Annotated in this window: 14 protein-coding genes and 1 tRNA gene; 10 read left to right on the top strand and 5 right to left on the bottom strand. The window is 50.8% G+C overall.

Annotation, left to right across the window (positions count from 1 at the left end; genetic code table 11):
* The first annotated feature begins 343 nt into the window (after positions 1–343).
* The 7 genes from ACFSUS_RS12630 (at position 344) to ACFSUS_RS12660 (ending at position 14,410) form a co-directional block, all read left to right on the top strand.
* A complete protein-coding gene (locus ACFSUS_RS12630) occupies positions 344–1,894 on the top strand; it encodes a TolB family protein (protein ID WP_381523064.1) in 1,551 nt (516 codons plus the stop codon).
* A gap of 92 nt (positions 1,895–1,986) precedes the next feature.
* The gene (locus ACFSUS_RS12635; protein ID WP_381523066.1) at positions 1,987–4,173 is read left to right on the top strand and encodes an alpha-galactosidase; all 2,187 of its coding nucleotides are present in this window, start codon (positions 1,987–1,989) and stop codon (positions 4,171–4,173) included.
* A gap of 373 nt (positions 4,174–4,546) precedes the next feature.
* The gene (locus ACFSUS_RS12640; protein ID WP_381523068.1) at positions 4,547–7,795 is read left to right on the top strand and encodes a SusC/RagA family TonB-linked outer membrane protein; all 3,249 of its coding nucleotides are present in this window, start codon (positions 4,547–4,549) and stop codon (positions 7,793–7,795) included.
* Between the two features lie 31 nt (positions 7,796–7,826).
* On the top strand, positions 7,827–9,425 hold the full coding sequence (locus ACFSUS_RS12645; protein WP_381523070.1) for a SusD/RagB family nutrient-binding outer membrane lipoprotein: 1,599 nt from the start codon (positions 7,827–7,829) through the stop codon (positions 9,423–9,425).
* 81 nt (positions 9,426–9,506) lie between these two features.
* Positions 9,507–10,133: a hypothetical protein gene (locus ACFSUS_RS12650; RefSeq protein WP_381523072.1), complete on the top strand. Its 627-nt coding sequence runs from the start codon at positions 9,507–9,509 to the stop codon at positions 10,131–10,133.
* Between the two features lie 47 nt (positions 10,134–10,180).
* Entirely contained in the window at positions 10,181–13,003 is a 2,823-nt protein-coding gene (locus ACFSUS_RS12655; RefSeq protein ID WP_381523074.1) for a M14 family metallopeptidase, read from the top strand.
* Positions 13,004–13,087: 84 nt separating this feature from the next.
* Positions 13,088–14,410: a M20/M25/M40 family metallo-hydrolase gene (locus ACFSUS_RS12660; RefSeq protein ID WP_381523076.1), complete on the top strand. Its 1,323-nt coding sequence runs from the start codon at positions 13,088–13,090 to the stop codon at positions 14,408–14,410.
* A gap of 379 nt (positions 14,411–14,789) precedes the next feature.
* Here ACFSUS_RS12660 and ACFSUS_RS12665 read toward each other — a convergent pair.
* The 5 genes from ACFSUS_RS12665 to lipB form a co-directional block, all read right to left on the bottom strand.
* Positions 14,790–14,861: transfer RNA gene (locus tag ACFSUS_RS12665), tRNA-Arg, on the bottom strand.
* 139 nt (positions 14,862–15,000) lie between these two features.
* Positions 15,001–17,511: a ribonuclease R gene (gene rnr, locus ACFSUS_RS12670; protein WP_381523078.1), complete on the bottom strand. Its 2,511-nt coding sequence runs from the start codon at positions 17,509–17,511 to the stop codon at positions 15,001–15,003.
* 121 nt (positions 17,512–17,632) lie between these two features.
* Positions 17,633–18,370 carry a 3'-5' exonuclease gene (locus tag ACFSUS_RS12675; protein WP_381523080.1) on the bottom strand — a complete coding sequence of 246 codons (738 nt, stop codon included), beginning with the start codon at positions 18,368–18,370 and terminating at the stop codon, positions 17,633–17,635.
* Between the two features lie 67 nt (positions 18,371–18,437).
* Complete coding sequence (locus tag ACFSUS_RS12680) at positions 18,438–18,842, bottom strand: hypothetical protein (RefSeq protein WP_381523082.1); 405 nt, start codon at positions 18,840–18,842, stop codon at positions 18,438–18,440.
* A gap of 75 nt (positions 18,843–18,917) precedes the next feature.
* Positions 18,918–19,685, bottom strand: a complete 768-nt coding sequence (gene lipB / locus ACFSUS_RS12685) for a lipoyl(octanoyl) transferase LipB (protein ID WP_381523084.1) — start codon at positions 19,683–19,685, stop codon at positions 18,918–18,920.
* 106 nt (positions 19,686–19,791) lie between these two features.
* Here lipB and ACFSUS_RS12690 point away from each other — a divergent pair, with 106 nt between their 5' ends.
* From ACFSUS_RS12690 to ACFSUS_RS12700, 3 genes are all read left to right on the top strand, one after another.
* A complete protein-coding gene (locus ACFSUS_RS12690; protein ID WP_381523086.1) occupies positions 19,792–20,145 on the top strand; it encodes a YraN family protein in 354 nt (117 codons plus the stop codon).
* A 105-nt stretch (positions 20,146–20,250) separates the two neighbouring features.
* Complete coding sequence (locus tag ACFSUS_RS12695; protein ID WP_381523088.1) at positions 20,251–21,693, top strand: S41 family peptidase; 1,443 nt, start codon at positions 20,251–20,253, stop codon at positions 21,691–21,693.
* Positions 21,694–21,899: 206 nt separating this feature from the next.
* A complete protein-coding gene (locus ACFSUS_RS12700) occupies positions 21,900–23,372 on the top strand; it encodes a TonB-dependent receptor (protein ID WP_381523090.1) in 1,473 nt (490 codons plus the stop codon).
* Positions 23,373–23,436: the final 64 nt, after the last annotated feature.

Below are 23,436 nucleotides of genomic sequence, written 5' to 3' on the forward strand. Positions count from 1 at the left end.
TACTGACTACTGAAGGAAAACCTTTTTGCATTGAGGTAACAAATGTATGTTTATGCTCTATCAGGCAATAGTACTATTTTAGCCATTTATAGACCCTAGAAGCTATCCTTCTTTCATAAAATAGATTTTCGCAGACTCATAGGTCTTTTTTACGCATGGGTTCACTTTTTTTACGCCCCGAACCAGTCGATAAGCCAATCTGACAGAATATAAAATCGGCGATTTCTGCTTAATCAGGCAGTATTTAAGCTAGGTATATACGTTTAGAGGTATAGCTGGCCTTTATTCCGAAAGCAGAGAGGCCCATAAGCTATTCAACCCATTCAAAACCTAACTACTTGTTATGAATACGAAAATCAGTTGTCTGCTTGTGGCAGGTTTGATAAGTACATTACTTGCAACTGCGCCATCGTCTTACGGGCAGAGTAAGCTTGGGCAGTTTGATGGACAAACCGATGTTGGCAGAGTAAAGCGGCCCGGATCGGCCAGCTACAATCCGGCGCGCCAGGAATACACCATCGAAGGCTCTGGCACAAATATTTGGTTCGATCGCGACGAGTTTCACTTTGTCTGGAAGCGGATGAAGGGCGATTTTATTCTTCAGACAAATGGCCATCTGCTGGGTAAAGGCGTTGATCCACACCGTAAGCTCGGCTGGATGGTGCGTTCAACGCTGGATTCTAACTCTGCCCACATTAATGCTGTCGTGCATGGCGATGGGCTGACGTCATTGCAGTTCCGGCGCACGAAGGGTGCCACCACCGAAGAAAAGAAATCAGCTTTGACGGGGGCAGACGTAGTGCAACTGGCTCGCAAGGGCAATACGTATACTATGTCGGTGGCCCGAAACGGCCAGCCCTTCGTGACCGAAGAGGTAACGGACCTTGACTTAGGCGCGGACGTATACGTAGGACTGTTCGTTTGCTCACACAATCCGGACGTATCGGAAAAGGCCGTTTTTCACAACGTGCGTTTGATTGTGCCCGCCCGCGACAACTTTGTGCCCTACCGCGAATACATCGGTAGCAATCTGGAGCTGATGGACGTAGCTACTGGCCAGCGAAAAGTCATCTACCAGGCACCGGAGTCGTTGCAGGCCCCGAACTGGCTACCCAATAACAAAGCGTTGATCTATAACAGCAACGGTAAGTTATACCGTTTCGATCTGGCCAAGAAAATACCGACAGTTATCAACACGGACTTCGCCACGAGCAACAACAACGACCATGTGCTCTCGTTCGACGGAAAAATGATCGGTATCAGCCACCATAGCAAAGAAGACGGCGGTAAATCGATTGTATACACCGTTCCGGTAGGGGGTGGTACACCTAAACGCGTTACGCCCGTTGGTCACTCGTACCTGCACGGCTGGTCGCCGGATGGTAAGTCGCTGATCTACACGGGCGAACGTAACGGGGAGTTCGACATCTACCGGATTGGCGTTACTGGTGGAGCTGAAACAAGGCTGACCACTGCCAAAGGACTGGACGATGGTTCGGAATACTCGCCGGATGGCAAGTACATTTACTTCAACTCGACCCGCAGCGGTACCATGCAGATCTGGCGGATGAAAGCCGATGGCAGCGACCAGGAGCAGATCACTAATGATGAGTATAACAACTGGTTCCCACACATTTCGCCAGACGGTAAATGGATGACAATTTTGTCGTTTGGGAAAGACGTCAAGCCCGACGACCATCCGTTTTACAAGCAGGTCTATCTGCGACTGCTGCCCGTGGCCGGAGCTAATCCATCCGCAACGCCAAAAGTGATAGCTTACGTCTATGGCGGACAGGGGACGATCAACACGCCTTCTTGGTCGCCGGATAGCAAGCAGATTTCGTTTATCAGCAATTCGGATTCGCTGGAGAAGGCTTTTGTTGGCGCAAAATAATCCGCTCCGTCAAATCGTATTAACTTGCGGCAGCATTGGGCCAACGTCCAATCCTTCGTACGTCTCATCCATTACTCACAGTTCGTTTATTCATGCAACGGTTCTTAGTAGCCTTCTTCTCATTGGTATCGGTTTTGACAGCCCAGGGTGCACCCGGTGATACGCACATCGCCATCGAAACCCGTAAAACGGCATTAGTGATTCGGGTCGATAAAGAGCAGAATCCGACCATCGTTCACTTCGGGCAACGGCTTAGCCGCCCCGACGAGTACGCCCAGATTCCGGGCAATGGCAAGCGTGGCGAAGATTATACGGGTATTTATAACTCCGTGTACACGCCCGCTGGCAGCCGCAACTTATTGGAGCCAGCTATTCAGGTGACTCACGCCGATGGTAATCCCTCGCTGGACCTGCGCTACGTGCGACACGAAAGTAAGCCCGCCGGAGAGGGCGTGGTGCTGACAACGGTTTACCTAAAAGACCCGCAGTATCCGTTTGAGGTAACCTTGTATTACAAAGCGTATCAGAACGAAGACGTGATTGAGCAATGGTCAACGATCCGGCATACCGAGAAGAAAAACGTAACGCTGCACAAATACGCGTCGGCCAACCTCTACATCCCGGCGCAGAACTATTACCTGACGCACTTCCACGGCGACTGGGCGAATGAGATGAATCCGACAGAAGAGCCGCTGACCGAAGGCATCAAAGTGCTGGACAGTAAGCTGGGTACCCGCGCCGATCTGTTTCAGCCGCCTTCCTTCTTGGTTGCTTTGAACCAGCCAGCCCAGGAAGATCAGGGCGAGGTGATGGCCGGTACACTGGCCTGGTCGGGTAACTACCAAATTGCCTTTGAAGTAGACCCCTTGCATAACCTACGCATGACCGCCGGCATCAACCCCTACGCGTCGGCCTACACACTGGCGCCGGGGAAAGAGTTTGTAACGCCCGCATTCTTGTTCACCTACTCCAACACCGGCAAAGGCACGGCTAGCCGCAGTCTGCACCGCTGGGCGCGAAAGTTCCGGATTCCGCAGGGGCAGGGCGATCGGCTGACGCTGCTGAACAACTGGGAGGCTACGTTCTTTGATTTCAACGAAGAGAAGCTGACGGGTCTTTTCAAAGATGGTAAAAAACTAGGCGTTGATCTGTTTCTGCTCGACGACGGCTGGTTTGGGAATAAGTACCCACGAAACAACGATAAAACCGCCTTAGGTGACTGGCAGGAGAATGTTAATAAGTTGCCACATGGGCTAGGATACTTAGTCAAAGAAGCCGAGAACGCCGGGATTAAGTTTGGGATCTGGCTGGAGCCTGAGATGGTCAGCCCAAAAAGTGAACTCTACGAAAAGCATACCGACTGGGTGCTGAAGCTCCCCAACCGGCAGGAATATTACTACCGGAATCAACTGGTGCTTGACTTAACTAACCCGAAGGTGCAGGATTTTGTGTATGGCGTCGTCGACAACGTCATGACCAAGAACCCAACCATTGGCTACATCAAGTGGGATTGTAATGCGGTTATTTACAACGCCTTTTCGGCTACCAATCCGAACCCTTCTCACCTCTACGTCGAATACGTGCAGGGCCTGTATAAAGTTGTGGAGCGGCTGCGGGCAAAGTACCCGACGTTGCCAATGATGCTCTGTTCGGGTGGCGGTGGCCGTGTTGATTACGGGGCATTACGTTACTTCACCGAGTTCTGGCCCAGCGACAACACCGACGGTCTGGAGCGGGTCTTCATTCAATGGAATTACTCGTATTTCTACCCGTCCATTGCCACCTGTAATCACGTGACCGACTGGGGGAAACAACCCATCAAGTTCCGTACGGATGTCGCCATGATGGGTAAGATGGGGTACGATATTGTGGTCAGCAAACTGGATGAGAAAGAGTTGCAGTTCAGTCAGGAAGCGCTCAAAACCTACGAGCGGATAAAAAACGTGATCTGGCAGGGCGATATGTTTCGGTTAGCGTCACCTTATACTGGCGATGTAGCCTCGCTGATGTACGTCAACGAAGCTCGCGATCGGGCCGTCTGGTTTACCTACCTGACCAAAAACCGGTACAAAGCGGGTAGTGTAGCACCGATTCGTCTGCAAGGCCTCGACCCGGCTAAGAACTATACCGTTCGGGAGTTGAACGTATACCCAGGAGCCAGGTCGGCCATCAACAACACAACAGCGTACTCGGGCAATTATCTGATGACTGTTGGATTCAACCCCAATGTAGATGCTCGTCGCACCAGCGTCGTTCTGGAATTAACTGAAGCGAAGTAATTAGGTTTTGTTCAGCACAGAGGCACGGAGTACACCAAGATTTATACTTTCTTGGTGTACTCCGTGCCTCTGTGTTTATAATTATCTGTCAGTTCTGTAAACTGGACATGGCCGTTCCGGCTACAAAAACCTCTCGCCCTAGTCAGATTGTCCTCATTCAAACATCAAGAGGTAGTATAACTGTAATGTTCAAGTATGTATATAGTTAACTATTACATTTTAATAATTAGAAATTTTAAAAGATAATATTGAATAATAAATAATTTTAAGAATTATATTTTACTTCTTAATTGTATTGCAAAATTATGTAGCCTATACTTGTCCTTAATTTTATTCTTCTTTTTCTCTATGTAAAATTTATACTTGAAACTGTATGAAAGTACAACTGCTTGCGCTTATCATGCTGATTCCGCTTTATTCATTTTGCCAGCAACGAGTTGTGCGCGGTAAGGTGAGTGACTCTGGGGAAAAGGCCGCCTTGCCCGGAACAACGATAACCGTGAAAGGCAGTACGTCAGGAACGGTTACCGATGCGCAGGGAACTTATCAGATCAATGTTCCCGAAAAGGGGGCGGTGCTGGTTTTTTCCTCGGTTGGGTTTCAATCAAAAGAAGTGACAGTAGGAGCCCAGCAAGTCATTGACGTAACGCTGGTTGCCGACACTAAACAACTGAGCGAGGTGGTCGTAACAGCCGCTGGTATTAAACGGGACAAGAACGCACTCGGCTATGCCGTAAGCACCATCGACGCTAACCAGCTCGCGCAAAAGTCAGAACCGGATCCGCTTCGGGCCCTGACTGGTAAAGTGGCGGGCGTCAACATTCAGGGTTCGGGCGGAGCAGCCGGGGGGGCTACGAACATCACCATTCGGGGCAATTCGTCGTTGGGTAACAACAACCAGCCGCTGTTTGTGGTCGATGGGGTTCCGTTTGATAACTCCAGTTTCGGCAGTACTGATGGCTCAGTAGGTGGAGCAACCATCACAAACCGGGCGTTTGACCTGGACCCGAACAACATCCTGACCATGACGGTGCTGAAAGGCGCGGCTGCTGCGGCTTTGTATGGTTCGCGGGCGGCCAATGGAGCCATCATTGTAACAACCAAAGCGGGTAAGCGGCAAAGCCGCAAAGGACTGGAGATTACGTATAATACCGGCTATTCTATAGAGACGGTCGCGGGTTTACCCGATTACCAGACCAGCTACGGCCAGGGAACCAACTTCGATTATCGGAGTGGCGTATTCGGCTCATGGGGACCACCGTATCAGGGCATACCGAGCCTGATTCCTACCCGGGCTACCATTCCGCACCCATTAACGACCAACAACCGGTATCCATCGTCGGTCTTTCCCCAGTTTTATCAGGCCGATGGCGTAACGCCCATACAGGTTCCGTATCAGTCTTACGCACAATACAACGCCAAAAATTTTTTCCGGCAGGGCAGCGTCTTTGAAAATGCGCTTTCCGTATCCAGCGGCAGTGAGAAAGGAAGCTTCACGGCGGGATTGTCGCGGACGGGTAACCAGGGCGTCGTGCGTGAGAACCAGATTACTCGTACGGCCGTGAACATTGGTGGCAATGCGCAGCTCGACAATAAATTTTACTTGAGTGGTGCATTGAATTACGTTAATACCGACCAGGTATCTCCGCAATTGACGGCGGCCAATGGTAGCGGTAGCTCCATTATGGATATTCTGATGTTCGTGCCAACGAGCTTCGACCTGACGGGTTTCCCCAACACCAACCCACTGAACGGAAACAACGTGTACGACCGGGTCGGTACGGACAACCCGTATTGGTCGGTGGTGAACAGCCCCACAACCAGCAAGGTCGATCGATACTACGGCAATGTAATACTCGGCTTCGATCCGCTGCCCTGGCTGAATGTGCAGAACACAGTCGGCTTTAACGCGTATACGGATCGGCGGACGGTGGTGAACGGAAAAGGTGGCGACTACTTCCCGAATGGCAACATCACCAACGACAACATCTATCGGCAGGAGTTAGACAACACTCTGTTGCTGACGGCTACCAAGCCCATTAATGAAGATATTGGGCTGAAGGTTATTCTGGGTAACAACGTCAACCAACGCGTTACCGAACGTCAGGTTGTGTTCGGCGATGGTATTATTTTTCGGGGTATTAATTCGCTCAATAACACCAGCGTTACGATTCCCCGCGTGTTGCCCAACAACCGAAACAACTTTAAGCAGCGTTTCTTTGCCTTCTTTACGGACATCTCACTGGATTACAAAAATTTTGCCTTCCTGAACCTTGTCGCCCGTAATGACGTGTCGTCGACACTTCCCGCCAGCAACCGAAGCTACCTGTACGGGGGCGCTAGTGCATCGCTGATTTTTACGGAAGCCTTCCAGCTGCCGAAGTCAATTCTTTCGTTTGGTAAGCTCCGGGCAGGTTACACCCGCGTCGGCAACGAAGCGACGCCCTATCAAACGCAGACCGTGTACATTGCCAACCCCGTGCTGGGCGCTGGAGCTTCAGGAACGGGAGCCATTGCTTCGCCATTCGTTGGGCAAAGCACCCTGACCGAGTCTGACCTGCTGGCCAATGCAGCCCTTAAACCCGAGTTTATTACCGAACTTGAATTAGGCGCTGAACTTCAGTTTTTCAACAACCGAATCGGGCTGGACGTCACGTATTACAATAAGCTTAGTACGTCACAGATTTTTACGGTTAACGCCGTGCCTTCATCGGGCTATACCCAGAAAGTAATCAACCTGGGTAAATCGTCGAATGAAGGGGTAGAGATTGGACTGAACGCTACGCCGGTTAAGTCGCCCAATGGCCTTACCTGGACGTTGTCGTCGGCCTTTACGCTGAACCGGAATATTGTCCGTGACATTGGTTCGCTGAAGGAACTACCCTACGGCGGATTCTCCGATTTGGGTAGCGTGCACATTGCCGGGCAACCCTACGGCCAGATTCGCGGATCGACCTATGCCCGCGATGACGAAGGCAATATTCTGGTTAACCCGAACACGGGCAAGCCCATCCTGAGTGGCAAAACAGCGGCTATTGGTAATCCTAACCCCGATTTCATTCTAGGTGTAACCAACACCGTCACGTACAAAGGCATTACGTTCAGCGCCCTATTCGATTGGAAGAAAGGGGGCGACATGTATTCCTTTACGGCCTATGAGCTGCTGAGCCGGGGCGTAACCAAAGACACCGAAGAACGCGAGGCTATTTTGGTAGGACCGGGCGTATTGGGCGATGTGAATACGTTGAAGCCGCTGCTCGACGGTGAGGGTAAGAAGATTCCCAATAACATTGGCATTGGTGTCGCTGACTACTATTTCACGGGTGGTTTCGGACCCGGCGGGGCGGCCGAAGTAAACGTTTTTGACGCTACGGTTTTCCGTCTGCGGGAAGTGTCGCTGGGGTATCAGTTTCCAAAACGTTGGTTAGAGAAAACCCCGTTCGGCTCGGCTTTCCTGTCCATCAGCGGTCGTAACCTGTGGTACCTGGCTCCCAACTTCCCTAAGTACCTAAACTTCGATCCGGAAGTAAGTTCGCTGGGCGCGGGCAACTCGCAGGGTTTCGATTTTATTGGTATTCCGACCACTCGCCGATTGGGGGTCAACCTCCGGTTTAGCTTCTGATTTTAGACAATTTACTCAGAACCTGACTTTTATGAAATTCATAGCCACAGTACGAACCGTTTCTATGCTGAGCCTCCTGTTTTTGGCGGGGGCCTGCAAAGACTTTATCGACATAAACGCCGACCCGAATAACCCCACAACGCCGGTGCTGGAACTACTCCTGCCAGCCACGCAGGTATCGATGGCTGGTGCCTTGCGCGACGTTAACCAGGGCACTTCCATTCTGATGCAGCAGTTGTACACCAGTAACACCAGCCGCAATTTTCAGGATGGAACCGATTACCAACAGTCCTGGAATGGGCTGTATACCCAGGCACTGAACGATATTGAGATCGTTATTCGGGAAGGGACCCGCCAGCAACGGTGGGACTACGTATCGATTGCCAAGTTGGAGAAAGCGTACATCTACAGCCTGATGGTTGACCTGTGGGGCGACATCCCCTATACCGAAGCCTCGCAGGGAAATACAGTTTCTGATCCTGGCTTTGAAACCGGCGAAACTATCTACGACAAACTCTTCGTGCTGATCGACGAAGCCCTTGCTGATGCCAACAAAGGATCGTTCGCGATCAACCCGACCACAGCTGATATCATCTATAAAGGCGACAAGAACGCCTGGATTCGGATGGCCAATTCGCTGAAGCTAAAGATGTTCAACCAGATCCGGCTCGTGCAGCGAGACAAGGCCATTGCAGGCATCAACGCCTTACTGACGGCTAACGCTCCGCTCATTACTACGAATGCGCAGGATTTTTCATTTCGCTTTGGTACGACCGAAACCCCCGCGAACCGCCATCCATGGCACCGGAGCGAGTACCAGGCCGGAAAGAGTTACTACATGAGCCAGGGGTTCATGGAACGACTGTTTAGTACGGATGATCCACGACTCCGCTATTATTTCTACCGGCAAACACCGAATTATACGGTCGGTTTCACTCCAACGGGTAATGGCTACTTCGGCCGATACACGGGCGATGCTACGGCCGCACCGAACGACAATGCCCTGAAAGCAACGGTGGGCGTTTATCCCGCTGGCGGCTTATACGATAACAGCCCTATTAATAACCTAACCGCAGCCAATGTTTTCGTGACAAATGCCGGCGCTACGTCCGTTCCCAAAGTAGTTACCAACACCGATGGTAGTGGGGCAGGAGTGTTTCCGTTTATCACCAACGCCATGGTCAAATTCATACTAGCCGAAGCGGCCCTGACCCTGGGCACGACTGGGGATGCCAGGCAATTGCTTCAGGATGGGATTGCGGCTCATCTGAACAGCGTCAATACAATTTCGTCTACTTCGGGTAACTCAGCTCCGGCCATACCGGCGGCTACGATCACCGCTTTCGTAGCGAACCGGGCGGCTCAGTACGATGCGGCCGATGCCGCGGGTAAGCTGGGCGTAGTGATGACCCAAAAATACATTGCGTTGTACGGTAACGGCATGGAAGCTTACAACGACTACCGCCGGACAGGTTTGCCCGCGCTGCCTGCTCCGATCGCCCCGCTGAACACTTTCCCGTTGCGACTGACGTATTCCGTGACCGAGTTGTCGACAAATGCCAAGGTTTCTGATAAGGCCGATCAGTTGCAAACGGCTCAGCAAACAACCCCGGTGTTCTGGGATAAATAAGCTACGATGTACGCGTTACGACATACGATTGGCTGACGCTATCAAAAATCGTAACTCATAAATCCAATACTTCTTAATCCAATGAAAAAAGCCATCCTCTATTTTTCGCTTTTGCTGCTGGTCGGGCTGGATGCCTGCAAGACCGAAGACTACGTGTGGGAGAACTGGTCCTACACGGCCGTTCCGTTGGTGGCGGTAAACACCAGTAAATCGGCGCTGCCTACAGTAGCCACGGCCAATACGTCTTTTTTTGATTTGGGCGCGGCTAACCTGGCCAGTCAGGAGTTTGAGTACACCTTAAAATGGGAAGGCTTTGGCAAGGCTGAGGTCAGCTCCATCGACGTGTATTTAGGCTTCAACAAAGCAGCGGCTACCGGTAACCCGGCTTACCCCATTGTGCTGTCTCAGCCGGGAGGGCTCTACCCCAGCGTTACCCAGTACCCGCTGCCCAGCCGCGTCGGTACCGCCGACAAACTGTATGAAACGGTTACGGAATTCCCGAAGGTGTTCACCGTCACAGCTGCTCAGTTAGCCGCCTTCACCGGAACTAACCTGAGTACCGTCGCTCAGAATGACTACTTCCTGTTCAAGTTTATGCTCAATTTAAAAGATGGCCGTCGTATTGCGGGCTTTCAGGAAAACGTGTGCGACGAAGCCAGGGGCGAAGTAGGCGACTGCCGGGTGGGCGTACGCTTCCGACGAAAATAAAGCAACCTAACCAAAACTCTCACAAAACACACTCAAACGACTACGAGATGCGCTATTTCTCTCGCTTACTCATCGTTATGCTGCTGGTCAGCACGACAGCAGCTCTCGCCCAGACCCTGCCTTCGCCAAAGGAACATTTCGGGTTTAACATCGGCGACGATTACCAGCTAGCTACGTATACCCAAACGGAGGCTTACTTCAAGAAGATTGCGGCTGCTTCGGATCGGGTTAAACTCGTGGATATTGGCCCTACGGAAGAAGGCCGTCGGCAGTACATGCTGATTGTCTCGTCGCCCGAAAACCTAAAAAAGCTGGATCGCTACAAAGAGATTTCTCAGAAGCTGGCCCGCGCCGAAAACCTAACCGACGAGCAGGCCCGTGCCCTGGCAAATGAAGGCAAAGCTATCGTCTGGATTGATGGTGGTTTGCACGCGACCGAAACCGTCGGAACGATGCAGCTGATTGAAACGATCTGGCAGTTGGTAAGCCGCAAAGACCCCGAGACCATGCGGATTCTGGATCAGGACATTATTCTGCTGACCCACGCCAACCCCGATGGGCAGGAGATTGTCACGAACTGGTACATGCGGGAGCCTAAACCCGAAAAACGGTCGCTGGATAACCTGCCCCGACTGTACCAGAAATACATTGGCCACGACAACAACCGCGATTTCTTCATTATGAACATGAAGGAAACCCAGAACATCGGCCGCCAGTTGTTCGTCGAGTGGATTCCGCAGATTATGTACAACCACCACCAGCGTGGCCCTGCCGGGTCGGTACTGGCTGGGCCGCCCTATCGCGATCCGTTCAACTACGTTTTTGATCCATTAATGGTAACGGGTATCGATGCCCTCGGTGCCGCCATGATCAACCGGCTTAATGCGGAAAACAAACCTGGGTTTACGCGCCTGAGCGGTTCCGTGTTTTCGACTTGGTACAACGGTGGCCTGCGCACTACGACGCACTTCCACAACATGATTGGTTTGTTAACCGAAATCATCGGTGGCCCAACGCCCGAAGACGTACCGCTGGTGCCAAAACGGTTAATTCCGAACGGCGCTACGCCTTATCCGGTGTTGCCGCAAAAGTGGCATTTCAAGCAATCCATTGACTATTCGCTCTCGCTCAATTATTCCGTGCTGAACTATGCCGCTCGCTACCGGGATGAGTTGTTGTTCAACATCTACCGCATGGGCAAAAACTCCATCGAGCGAGGCAGCCGGGACTATTGGGCACTGTCGCCCAAGCGAATCGACGCGATTGATGAAGCTTATAAGAATGATCCGAAGAAGGTCGTTCCACCAACCAACGCGGCCTTAGCGCAATACGGCATGATTCCTAAGGGTGGTGGTATGCCTATGAAATACTACGATACCATCATGAAAGCACCGGTTCTGCGCGATCCACGGGGCTTTATTATCCCGGCCAACCAGCCTGATTTTGCTACGGCGGTTAAGTTTGTCAATGCACTCATCAAAACGGGGGTTCAAATTCAGCAGGCTACGGCTGATTTTACTGTAGCGGGCAAGAAGTATCCGGCTGGTTCATACGTGGTTAAAACGGATCAGGCGTTCCGGCCCCACATCCTCGATATGTTCGAGCCGCAGGATCACCCCAACGACTTTCAATACCCGGGTGGCCCTCCCGTTCGGCCTTACGATGCAGCCGGCTGGACTCTAGCTTACCTGATGAATGTTCAGTTCGACCGGGTGCTGGACGGCTTCGATGGTCCTTTCAAGAAATTGCCTTATGGTGAGCTTCAGTCGCCCGAAGGCCACGTGAATGGTACGCCGGGGGCGGGTTACGTATTAAGTGCCCGGCCGAACAACTCATTCATCGCCGTAAATGACCTGCTGGCATCAGGAATCGAGGTGTACCGTTTGCCGAATGGCGTCGGCGGGAAATTGACGGTTGAGTCGGGGGCATTCTTTGTGCCAGCGTCAGCCAAAGCCAAAGAGCTGCTCGACAAGTCGGCTAAGGGTCTGGGACTGGACGTAACGGGCATCGCCAAACGGCCGACTACATCCATGATTAAAGTATCGCCGATGCGGATTGCATTATGGGATAATTACGGCGGGTCCATGCCGTCGGGCTGGATTCGCTGGCTAATGGAGCAATATCACTTCCCAATGAAGGTCATTTACCCACAAGATATTGACGCAGGTGATTTGCGGAAGAAGTTCGACGTAATTGTTTTCGTTACCCGGGCTATTCCACCGGTTGGCGGCAAAGATGAGGATATCTTCAGCGCTCTTTCGGAGCCCCCCAAAGTTGAAACGACACCGGCTGAATACCGCCCATGGATGGGTAAGATTACCGCCGATAAGTCGATTCCGCAGTTGAAGACCTTCCTGGAAGCGGGCGGAACCGTGGTGACCATCGGTACCAGCACCAACCTGGCCTATCATTTGAAATTGCCCGTTAAGAATGCCTTGGTCGAAATGACCCCCGCCGGTCAGGAGAAGCCGTTACCTGGCGAGAAGTATTACATTCCGGGCAGTGTGTTACGGGTAAATCTGGACTCTACGCAACACGCCACCTGGGGTATGCCAACTCAAACCGATGTTTACTTTGATGCCAGTCCAGTATTCAAACTAGCGCCGGAAGCCATCGCTAAAGGGACGGTAACGCCATTGATGTGGTTTGATACCAATAAGCCGTTACGTAGTGGCTGGGCGTGGGGACAGGCCTATCTGCAGGACGGTGTTGCCGCCTTCATGGCACCCGTTGGCTCGGGTAAATTCTACGCCTTTGGGCCAGAAATTACGTTCCGGGCGCAGGCACAGGGCACGTTTAAGCTGCTGTTCAACCAGTTGTATTCTACAGGCAAAACTGCTCAGGCAGGCAGCGAATCGGTCAGTGAGTAATGTGTAAATTGATTGTATCCATCGACTGAACGCTAGTTGGGCAGTCGGTGGATACTTTTGTTTCTTCAAGTTTACGTGCAGATTATGAATCAACCGCTCAAAATAGCGTTAGTCGCGTTGGTGCTGATGAGTGCCGCGCCCCAATGGTTGTTTGCCCAGGAAGAAGGCGACGAGGCAACCGAAAAGGTGGCCCTCGACAAACGATACGAGAATGAAATCAAAGCTCTTGCTAAACGCCCGGCGGTACTTACGGCCAACAAGATCTTTCTGGAACTGGAACCGCAGACGAAGCAGGATTTAATCAAACTAACCGAAATTCCGTCTCCTCCCTTCAAAGAAACCGAACGGGCCAAAGCCTACGCAGCCATGATGAAAGAGGCCGGTGCCGACTCGGTCTGGATTGATGAAGTCAGTAACGTAATTGCCAAACGCAAGGGGCGCTCGGGCAAAAAAACGGTGGTGGTAGAAGCCCATTTGGATACCGTTTTTCCCGCCGGTACAGACGTTAAAGTCAAGGCCAAAGGTGATACCCTTTATGCCCCCGGCGTTGGGGATGACACGCGCGGACTAACGGCGGTGCTGGCCGTTTTAAAAGGTATGGAGCGGGCCAAGATAGAGACCGATGCCGATGTTTTGTTTGTGGGAGCCGTAGGTGAAGAAGGCCTCGGTGATTTACGGGGTGTAAAGCACCTGTTTCGGCCAGGCGGTCCCAAAATTGATTCGTATATCGCCGTCGACGGACATGGCATAAGTGGCATTACCCACCGGGGCTTGGGGTCGCACCGGTACCGCATTACGTTCAAAGGGCCCGGTGGCCATTCGTACGGAGCTTTTGGTATCGTTAACCCACACGGTGCACTGGGGAAAGCCATTTACTACTTCACTGCTGATGCTGACAAGTTTACCAGACAAGGTATCAAGACCACCTATAACGTTGGGGTAATCAGTGGCGGTACGTCAGTTAATGCTATTCCGTTCGAGTCGTCGATGGAGGTAGACATGCGGTCGGAGAGCCCCGAGCAGCTCGCTGGGGTTGACAAGCTGTTACAGGCCGCTGTGCAACGGGCGCTTAAGGAAGAAAATGCCATAAAACGTAGCGGCCCCGACCTGACCGTTGAGGTGAAGTTGGTAGGTGATCGGCCTTCGGGACGTATTGAGCCAACTATCCCGCTGGTGCAGCGGGCTATGGCGGTTTCTAAATTCCTCGACGCCGAACCAAAACTGAGCGTAGGTTCTACCAATGCCAACATACCTATTGCGAAAGGAGTACCATCGGTGACAATCGGTAGTGGAGGCACGGGGGGCGGAGCGCACTCGCTCAAAGAATGGTGGCTGAATGACAAAGGCTATTTGGGTATGCAGCGAATTATGCTAGTACTGTTAGCCGAAGCCGGCATGGCTGAGTAAAGGAAAGTAGAACCGTTATGCTTGTCACTGTTTATAAGGTACTGTTGCTAGCACGCATATAGTCTAATTGGCTATTTTGAAGACGCAGTCATTAATTTGATTTTTCGACTGAACGTCATATTTTTTTAGAAAAAGCATTAAGATTTTATCATTCGATAGGACCACTTATCTTGCTACCCTCTATATACAAGCACGGCTTGTAAATGGTGTGGATAGAAGGTTTAAAGCCTGGTTGCAAAGCAGCCAGGCTTTTTTATAAGTAGAGATGGAGTACGCTAAATGGGTATTTAACGCTTAGTGCTAAGAACCGTCAACGTGGTTGGACTAGACGCAAAAAAGCCCTTCACACAAAGTAAAGGGCTTTTGGACTTATTTGTTGTGCTCCCGAAGGGATTCGAACCCCTATCGATGGTACCGGAAACCATAATTCTATCCATTGAACTACGGGAGCGTTTTCCGTTTGGGAGTGCAAATATAGAGGATTGCGAGCCTAAAACGCAAGTCGGAACGCAAACAAGACTTACCAATTACTTGAAATTTACCAGCACACGTAATCATAAACTGAACGGGTGTGCTGGTAAAGACAGCTCTTAACGCCGTCCGCGGCCTCCGCGCCGGTTTTCTCCTTTAGCGGCTGTACTTTCCCGACGGCCACGGGGAGACGATGATGAGGAACCTCGTGAACTACCTGACCTTCGATCGTTCTCACGACGGCTTGACCGCTGATTGTCGGAAAAGTCAGTGGCTCGGCCCGCTTTGTCACTGACCAGAGCAAAATCCATGCTCCGACGACCGAGGTTGGTCTCTTTTACACGCACCACCACCTGGTCGCCGAAGGTGTACATCTTCTTGGTACGTTGGCCAATGATGCGGTAATTATCTTTGTCGAACTCGTAATAGTCGTCGCTCAGGTCCTGCATCCGAACCAGACCTTCGCAGTTGTTTTCGGTGATTTCCACAAAGATGCCGAACTCGGTTACGCCCGAAATAACGCCTTCAAACGTGCGCTCGGGGTCCATCCGGCTCATGAACTCAACTTGCTTATACTTGATGCTGGCCCGCTCGGCTTCGGTAGCCATACGCTCACGCTCCGATGAGTGGCGGCACCTCTCTTCGTACTCCTCGCGGCTAGCCGGACCGCCTTTGTCCAGATAATGTTGCAACAACCGATGAGCCATCATGTCGGGGTAGCGACGAATGGGCGACGTGAAATGCGAATACCGCTTGAACGCCAAACCAAAGTGGCCTAAATCCTCGGTGCTGTACCGCGCTTTCGACATCGTCCGCACCGCCAGCTGTTGCAGCATGTTCGATTCGGGTTTGCCTTCCAGACTCTCCATGAATCGGTTCATCGAATTCGACAGGTGCTCGTCGTCAACGTTAAGCTTGTAGCCTAGTCGCCGGGCGAAATCTGCGAAACTACGTAGCCGATCGTCATCGGGGCTTTCGTGAACGCGGTATACCATCGTGTTCTCTTCGCCTTTCTTGGACAGCGAGTGCACAAATTCAGCGACCCGCTTATTGGCCAGAAGCATAAACTCTTCGATGAGTTTGTTCGTGTCCTGCCGCAGTTTCGGATAAACCGAGAGTGGAACGCCATTCTCGTCTAGCTTGAACCGAACTTCGACCGTTTCAAAGTTGATGGCTCCGTGCTTGAAGCGTTCGTCACGCAGTTTAAAGGCCAGCTCGTTCAACAGTTGTAACTCGGCCAAATAGTCGCCGTTGCTATTGTTCAGGATGTCCTGTGCTTCTTCGTACGAAAACCGCCGATTCGAGTGAATAGCCGTTCTGCCGAACCACTCCTTCACAATCTTCGCATCGGGCGTCATCTCGAAGACTGCCGAAAATGTCAGTTTATCTTCGTTAGGGCGCAGCGAACACAATCCATTCGACAGCTTCTCGGGCAACATCGGCACCACGCGATCAACCAGGTAAACAGACGTCGCCCGTTTATAAGCTTCGTCTTCCAGCCGGGAGCCGGGCTTAACATAGTACGTTACGTCCGCAATGTGAACTCCTATTTCGTAGTTACCATTGTCCAGCATCTGCACTGATAATGCATCGTCGAAGTCTTTCGCATCAACGGGGTCAATGGTGAAGGTGGTTACTTCACGCATGTCTCGCCGTTTCGCCAAATCCTTTTTCAGAATTTTGGTGGGAATGGCTTCGGCTTCGCGTTCCACATCTTCCGGAAAGTGAATAGGCAGACCAAACTCAGCCAGAATAGCGTGCATCTCGGTATTGTTCTGCCCCGCTACGCCCAGCACCGTGAGCACTTCACCTTCAAACCGCTGTTTGCTGCTGTATGCCTCCGGATACTTCGTTAAGCGCACAATTACTTTATCACCGTCCTTAGCACCTCCTAATTTTTCTTTAGGGATGAAAATGTCGTCGTAAATTTTCTTGCTGTCGGGAATGACAAACCCATAGGTTGGCCAAACTTCAATACGGCCTACTAGCTCGGTACGTCCTCGCTCGACAACATTGGCTACTTTACCTTCGATGCGACGCCCGCGGTTACGTGAATCCGTAAAGCGAACGACGCGCACACGATCACCGTCGACAGCCCCATTCAGGTCTTCGGTAGACACCCAAATATCCTCGTTACGGTCGCCCCGTATGCCGTTCGCGGTGCTCGGAACGACAAAGGCGAATCGGGAATTAACGTGATCGACCACGCCTTCGGCCACATTTGCATCGGCATCAGCGCGGTAACTGCCATTCGGCAGCTTTACTAAAGCCCCTTCGTCAGTAAGTTCACCAATCAGGCCGTGCATAATCAGCTTCATCCGCCGATCGCTGGTACCGAAGTGCTCCAATACCTGATCCTGCGTGAATGACTGATCGTCGTTGATTTGAAAAAACGCCATTAAATCGTTCTTCAATTCGTCGAGGAACGAGTCGGCCTGGCCTATACTAGCCTGCTGACCAGCGCGGCCTCGGCCTGATTTTTCAAGCCCTTTCTCGCGGGGGCGTGTCGCTGCCGACTGACTTGCGCCGGGCCGGGTTCCTGAGGATTTGTTTCCTCCAGACCGGTTTCCGCCGGACAGGACTCCATCAGATTTGCTATATTTATTTTGTTTCGGTTTTCCGTTTCTCATGTATGTTGCTTTGCTGTCAGGCTAAAGCTGAAAATAGTTAAACACAGAGCGAACAAAGTATTTCACAGAGAAAACAGAGATCTGTGTATTCTCTGCATAAGCTGTTCTGTGCTTACAAAAACTAATCACTTAGTACTATATGCTCGTCGGCCACGAGCGGGGCACCCACCATGCGCAGATACACCTGCACGAGCATCACCATCGAATCGCGGGCGTACTGTTCGATTCGTGGCCAGTCGTGTTCCCGGTAATACACTTCGCTGGTTCGGTCGCCCGTCCACTCCAGCGGGCGAGCCTGTATGTTCAACACGGCAGCCAGCAGGTCGAGCGGCACAAAATGCCGTTTATCGCCAAACTGCCAATGTTCAAGAGTATCCCGGTGCGGTATTTCCCAGGGCTTCTTACCGGCGATCTGCAAGGCGGGTGGCAATGGAAGGCCATTGACCATCAACCGTCGGCACAAATAAGGGAAGTCGAATTCCTTGCCGTTATGCGCGCAAAGGGTTAATTCACCAGGAGGGTAGCGGTTAACGATTGTCAGAAACTCGTCAAGCAGCGGAGCTTCGTCGTCGTTACTCAATATCTTGACTTTCAGGTGCGGTTGGTTGTCATCATTAAAGAACAAGCCGCCGACGCCAATGCAGATGATTTTGCCAAACTCAGCGTAGTAAGACGCCCGGCGATCATACCAACCAGCTGCCGATAAGTCATCTTCGTTCTTGAAATGTCGACTTTTCTCTTCCCATTGTCGTTGTAAACGCGGCTCAACTGACAATAGCGATGGCTCTCCAGCCACCGTTTTGATGTCGATAAACAAAAAGTTTTTAAGTCGTCGTTTCCAGGAAATGGGTTGAGGCATAGGTTTTAAGTAACGCGGGTGGAAACCCGCAGTTTACTGAATAATGGCGGACTCCCATCCGCGTAACTTACTCGTGCAAAATTCCTTCCAGACCCAGAGCTGGCACTGTTACCAGGTTTTCTTCAACAATGCTGTCGGGTACGAAGATGAACTTCTTATCAAAAATCTGGTCGCCAATAAAATAGCTGACCCAATACTCATTATTCAAATGAAACACGTCGGGCATGATGGTTTCGATCACTTCATGCGCTCCGGGCTGCACCTCCACAAAGAAATGGCGTAAGGTAGACGTTTTCTGCTCTTCTTCGTCTTTCTTACCATATCCCTTTGAGGTCACAAACACCGTTTTGATGGGTACGTCATTCTGGTTTATCAGGAAAACCTGCCAATCATACCCACCAATTAGATTTTCCTTTCGGGCGATTACAACCTGTACGCCCTCTACGGGCAAAAAATTAATGTCTTTCTTCATACAAACTGGTAACACGGGTGCAACGTATAGGCACGCAATAGTCTTTTTAATCCGTGTATATCCGTTGAATCGGTGTTATCTGTGTTCTATCTTTTCCACTAACTCCATATCAAACAACTCCGCCATATGGTGCTGGACTCGGTCGGCAACTTCATCTAATGCAACCTCACGACCCAGCTCGGCCGCTAGTGAAGTGACTGCTTTGTCCGTGATACCACATGGGACAATATGGTTAAAATAACTCAAATCCGTGTTGACATTCAAGGCGAAACCATGCATCGTTACCCAACGGCTTGCTTTCACGCCCATCGCACAAATTTTACGGGGTGGTCCGGCATTCCGGGCAGGGTCACTGTCGTAGTCGAGCCAAACACCCGTGAGTCGTTCCTGCCCCGGCCCGTCGATGCGACCTGCCCGCAGGCCATAATCAGCCAGCGTTAAGATGATGCTTTCTTCAAGCAACCGCATATATCGGTGAATGTCGGTGAAAAAGTTATCTAAATCTAAAATAGGATACCCCACTAGCTGGCCTGGACCGTGATAGGTAATGTCGCCCCCCCGCCGAATCTTAAAGAATGTCGCGCCAAACTCGCTCGCCAACCGTTCTTCATCTACCAGTAAATTGTCTTTATGGCCGCTTGTGCCGAGGGTATACACGTGCGGGTGTTCACAAAACAACAGGTAGTTGGGCGTTGGGCGTTGCGCTTCGTCGGGCGAGGTTCGATTCGCCAGTTTAGCATCAACAATTTCGGCAAACAACCGCTCCTGTTCATCCCAGGCGGCCTGGTAGCCAATCAATCCTAATTGACGAACCTCGACTTGTTTATTCACGCGACTATTCATTGATTTACAGAGAAACGAGCCGTTACGTAGGCTAGCTTACCCTTCCATTAATAACAATCTGAACGGTGAGTTTCGTTCGATCTGTACCTTGTAATAACGTCTATCTATGGCCCAACACAATGAAACCGGTAAGCAGGGCGAGGCTGAGGCCGTTCGCTATCTACAGGAAAAAGGTTATGAGGTTCTGGCCCGTAACTACCGGTACCAACACGCCGAAATTGACCTGGTCGCCAAGAAAGGCAAACTGCTGATTTTTGTTGAAGTGAAAACCCGGAGCAACCTGAGCTACGGCAACCCCGAAGAGTTTGTCTCCTATACCAAAGCTAAGCTGGTGATGCGGGCGGCTGAGCATTACGTTTTCGCGAATGACTGGTTCCACGATGTCCGTTTCGATATTATTGCCATCACGCTGGCAGGCAACGAATGGCGGGTAAAGCACATTGAAGACGCGTTTTGTTGATAGATGTTGGCCAACAGAGATAGTATATTAACTGCCTTTTAATAAATCATTTTCAGGATTTATTCGTTACTACTATGTAGTCAAGTAGCTCTTCAACAACTATCTATGAGAACATTTTGCGTTTGGCGTCCGGCGCTGGTTCTGGCGGTTTCGGGTGCGTTTTTGATGGCTTCCTGTAAGAAGGACCCAGAGGTTAATCCATCGGATGGCTCAACGGTTTCTAACCAGGAAGTTAACAATTGGATTTTAAGTACCATGCGGGACTGGTACTACTGGAACGACAAGATTCCGGCTAACCCTGACGAATCGCTGGCCCCTAAAGATTTTTTTGACTCAATCCTTTACAAGTTTTCTGAACACCCCGACGGTGACCGCTTCTCCTGGATTGAGGAGAGTGCCGAACAGCTGCAAGCTGAACTGAGTGGCGAGTCGAAAACGGCCGGGTTTGATTTTAACCTGTACCGTACTCAGCAGAACTCTGACAACATTGTGGGCTCTGTACTGTACGTATTGCCCAACTCACCAGCGGCCCAAGCCGGGTTAAAGCGTGGCGACATTTTCTACTCCATCGACGGCCAGCGGTTGACGGTTGGTAATTATGAGCAACTGTTGGGCGCTTCTGGCGACACACATTCTTATGGCTTCGCTAACTTCGATGCCTCGGGAAAACTGGTGGAAACCAATACGACCAAACAAATCACCTCTGTAGTTTTTCAGGAAGATCCTGTCTATAAGGATTCTGTGTACACGATTGGCGGTAAAACAATCGGTTACCTCGTTTACAATCAGTTCGTACCAGGACCAAACGGCAGCGCCACCCGAACCTATGATCAGAAGGTTGACGCTATTTTCAGTAAGTTTAAAGCCAGCGGTGTTAATGAACTCGTGCTTGACCTTCGCTATAATCCAGGGGGCGACGTACAGTCAGCCGTCAATCTGGCGAGTTCGATCAGTCCTGTGGCTACCAACTCTACTGTTTTCGCCAAGTTTGAGTATAACAAGTCGATCATGGATTACCTCCGTAGCGAAGGGGTAGCTAACCAATTAAATTATAACTTTCGAGCAAAAGCGTCGAATATCGGCGCTAATCTAAGTCGGGTGTTTGTCCTGACCACGGGCCGTACGGCTTCGGCCAGCGAACTAATCATTAACGGTCTGAAACCATTTATGAATGTCGTTACCATTGGCGACACAACGGTTGGTAAGAACGTCGGTTCACAGACCTTCACAGATACTACAGGACGGATTAAGTGGGGCATGCAGCCAATCGTTATCAAAATATTTAACTCGAAAGGTCAGTCTGATTATACCGGTGGATTTGCACCAAATACGTTTAAACAGGAGCCGCTTAACCTCCGGCAGTTGGGCGATATCAGCGAAAGCTACCTGGGTGAAGCCATCGCTCAAATTACCGGAACACCGAACGCACGTCGGCCCGCCGACATACAACGAGTGCTGCCTTTTGTTGGCTCTTCGTTAAGCCGCAAGGCCGGAGGTAGCAATATGTTCATCGATGCACCGATGCCGAAAATAAAACGGCTGCAATAAATAACCCCTCTTTCAGTGCAAGAAGTAGGAAAAGGCAGCTCAAAGGCTGCCTTTTCATGTGTAACAGAGTAGGATTAAACCTATTTTCAATGTAAGCGTCAATAGCCTAAGAAACAACGAATCCGTAACAGACGTTGTCGAGAGTGACGGGCATGAGTTTTGTACCTTTATGTCCGTATATTTAGCAGTAGCAAGCAGCCAGCACCATGTACGAGAAAAATATAGGTACCAAACAAAAAGCACTACGTATTAATCTCGACCGAAAAATCTACGGTTCTTTTGCTGAGATTGGCGCAGGGCAAGAAACGGCCGCCATGTTTTTTAAGGCTGGAGGTTCATCAGGAACCATTGCCAAAACTATGTCGGCCTACGATATGACCTTCAGTGACTCAATCTATGGCGTCGAAGAAAGCGGACGTTACGTAGTAGAGTCTCGGTTGGTAAAAATGCTTAACAAAGAGTACAGCCTGTTAGAGAAACGACTGGCCGAAAAACGCGGTCCGGACACTACGTTCTTCGCGTTTGCGAACACCGTTGTTGCCCTTAATTACCAGAAGACCAACGATGCACATGGCTGGATCGGTTGCCGGTTTCAATTGAATCCACAGGCGGGTTACAACGACGTCATCATCCACGTGCGGATGTTGGATAATGAAAACGTACTTCAGCAGCAGGCGTTGGGCGTTATTGGCGTAAACCTGATCTACGGCTGTTATTATTACTCGAAGTCGCCCGAAACCCTCGTGCTGTCGTTAATGGACGATCTGGCTCCCGAACGGATTCAGATTGACATGATCCGATTTAACGGACCCGACTTTGCTGATGTCGATAACCGACTGATGAGTTTGCATCTGGTCAAAAATGGCTTTACGGACGCTGCCTTGTTTGGCCCTGATGGGCAAGTGCTGCAACCGTCCGAAGCACTTTACAAGAAGCACATTCTGGTGATGCGAGGGCGTTTACGGCCGGTGACGAACGTGCAGATGGACATGATCGAAAACGGGCTGAAGCAGTTCAGAGCGGAAGCAGATGTCGATGCGAGCCGGGTGGTGTCAATGGCCGAATTAACGCTCCATAATTTAAAAGCGAACGAGCAAGGCATTGATGAAAAAGATTTCCTGGACCGGGTCGACATATTGTGCTCAATGGGGCAGACCGTAATGATTTCCAACTACCTAGAATATTACAAGTTAGTAGCCTATCTGGCCCGGCTAACCCGGCTTAAGATTGGCCTCATTGTGGGTATCCCAAACCTGGAATACATTTTTGAAGAGGGACATTACGAGTTTTTACCGGGTGGTATTCTGGAATCGTTTGCTACGTTGTTTAGCCGAAAAGTTAAGCTGTTCGTTTACCCAACGCTGCGGAGTGGAAACGTTTACACCTGCAATGAATTTGAACTGCCACCCACGCTGGAGCCGTTGTTTCAGTACCTGGTTCGTAACGACAAGATCGAGGATATAACCGATTATAACGAGCAGAACCTTCACATCTCAACCGATCATGTGTTAGAGATGATTCAACAGGGCGAAGACGGTTGGGAGCAGATGGTACCGGAGCGAGTTGCCAGCCAGATTAAAGATAATTGTTTGTTCGGCTATCCCTGCGAAGTTGAATACGTTCCCATTGGCCAGCAAGTGCGCCAGCAACAGGAGGAACAGATCATTAGTGGTACCTAGTAGTTAAATACTAAAACAGCAAAAGGGCCAGGTTACGTAACCTGGCCCTTTTGCTGTTTTAATA

Source organism: Spirosoma soli (assembly GCF_042684525.1).
In the GTDB taxonomy this organism is placed as follows: Bacteria; Bacteroidota; Bacteroidia; order Cytophagales; family Spirosomataceae; genus Spirosoma; species Spirosoma soli.

Bases quoted from the DNA above. Each gene is read 5' to 3' on its own strand.
- ACFSUS_RS12630 (WP_381523064.1), top strand. From the start codon at position 344: ATGAATACGAAAATCAGTTGTCTGCTTGTGGCAGGTTTGATAAGTACA.
- ACFSUS_RS12635 (WP_381523066.1), top strand. From the start codon at position 1,987: ATGCAACGGTTCTTAGTAGCCTTCTTCTCATTGGTATCGGTTTTGACA.
- ACFSUS_RS12640 (WP_381523068.1), top strand. From the start codon at position 4,547: ATGAAAGTACAACTGCTTGCGCTTATCATGCTGATTCCGCTTTATTCA.
- ACFSUS_RS12645 (WP_381523070.1), top strand. From the start codon at position 7,827: ATGAAATTCATAGCCACAGTACGAACCGTTTCTATGCTGAGCCTCCTG.
- ACFSUS_RS12650 (WP_381523072.1), top strand. From the start codon at position 9,507: ATGAAAAAAGCCATCCTCTATTTTTCGCTTTTGCTGCTGGTCGGGCTG.
- ACFSUS_RS12655 (WP_381523074.1), top strand. From the start codon at position 10,181: ATGCGCTATTTCTCTCGCTTACTCATCGTTATGCTGCTGGTCAGCACG.
- ACFSUS_RS12660 (WP_381523076.1), top strand. From the start codon at position 13,088: ATGAATCAACCGCTCAAAATAGCGTTAGTCGCGTTGGTGCTGATGAGT.
- rnr (WP_381523078.1), bottom strand. From the start codon at position 17,511: ATGAGAAACGGAAAACCGAAACAAAATAAATATAGCAAATCTGATGGA.
- ACFSUS_RS12675 (WP_381523080.1), bottom strand. From the start codon at position 18,370: ATGCCTCAACCCATTTCCTGGAAACGACGACTTAAAAACTTTTTGTTT.
- ACFSUS_RS12680 (WP_381523082.1), bottom strand. From the start codon at position 18,842: ATGAAGAAAGACATTAATTTTTTGCCCGTAGAGGGCGTACAGGTTGTA.
- lipB (WP_381523084.1), bottom strand. From the start codon at position 19,685: ATGAATAGTCGCGTGAATAAACAAGTCGAGGTTCGTCAATTAGGATTG.
- ACFSUS_RS12690 (WP_381523086.1), top strand. From the start codon at position 19,792: ATGGCCCAACACAATGAAACCGGTAAGCAGGGCGAGGCTGAGGCCGTT.
- ACFSUS_RS12695 (WP_381523088.1), top strand. From the start codon at position 20,251: ATGAGAACATTTTGCGTTTGGCGTCCGGCGCTGGTTCTGGCGGTTTCG.
- ACFSUS_RS12700 (WP_381523090.1), top strand. From the start codon at position 21,900: ATGTACGAGAAAAATATAGGTACCAAACAAAAAGCACTACGTATTAAT.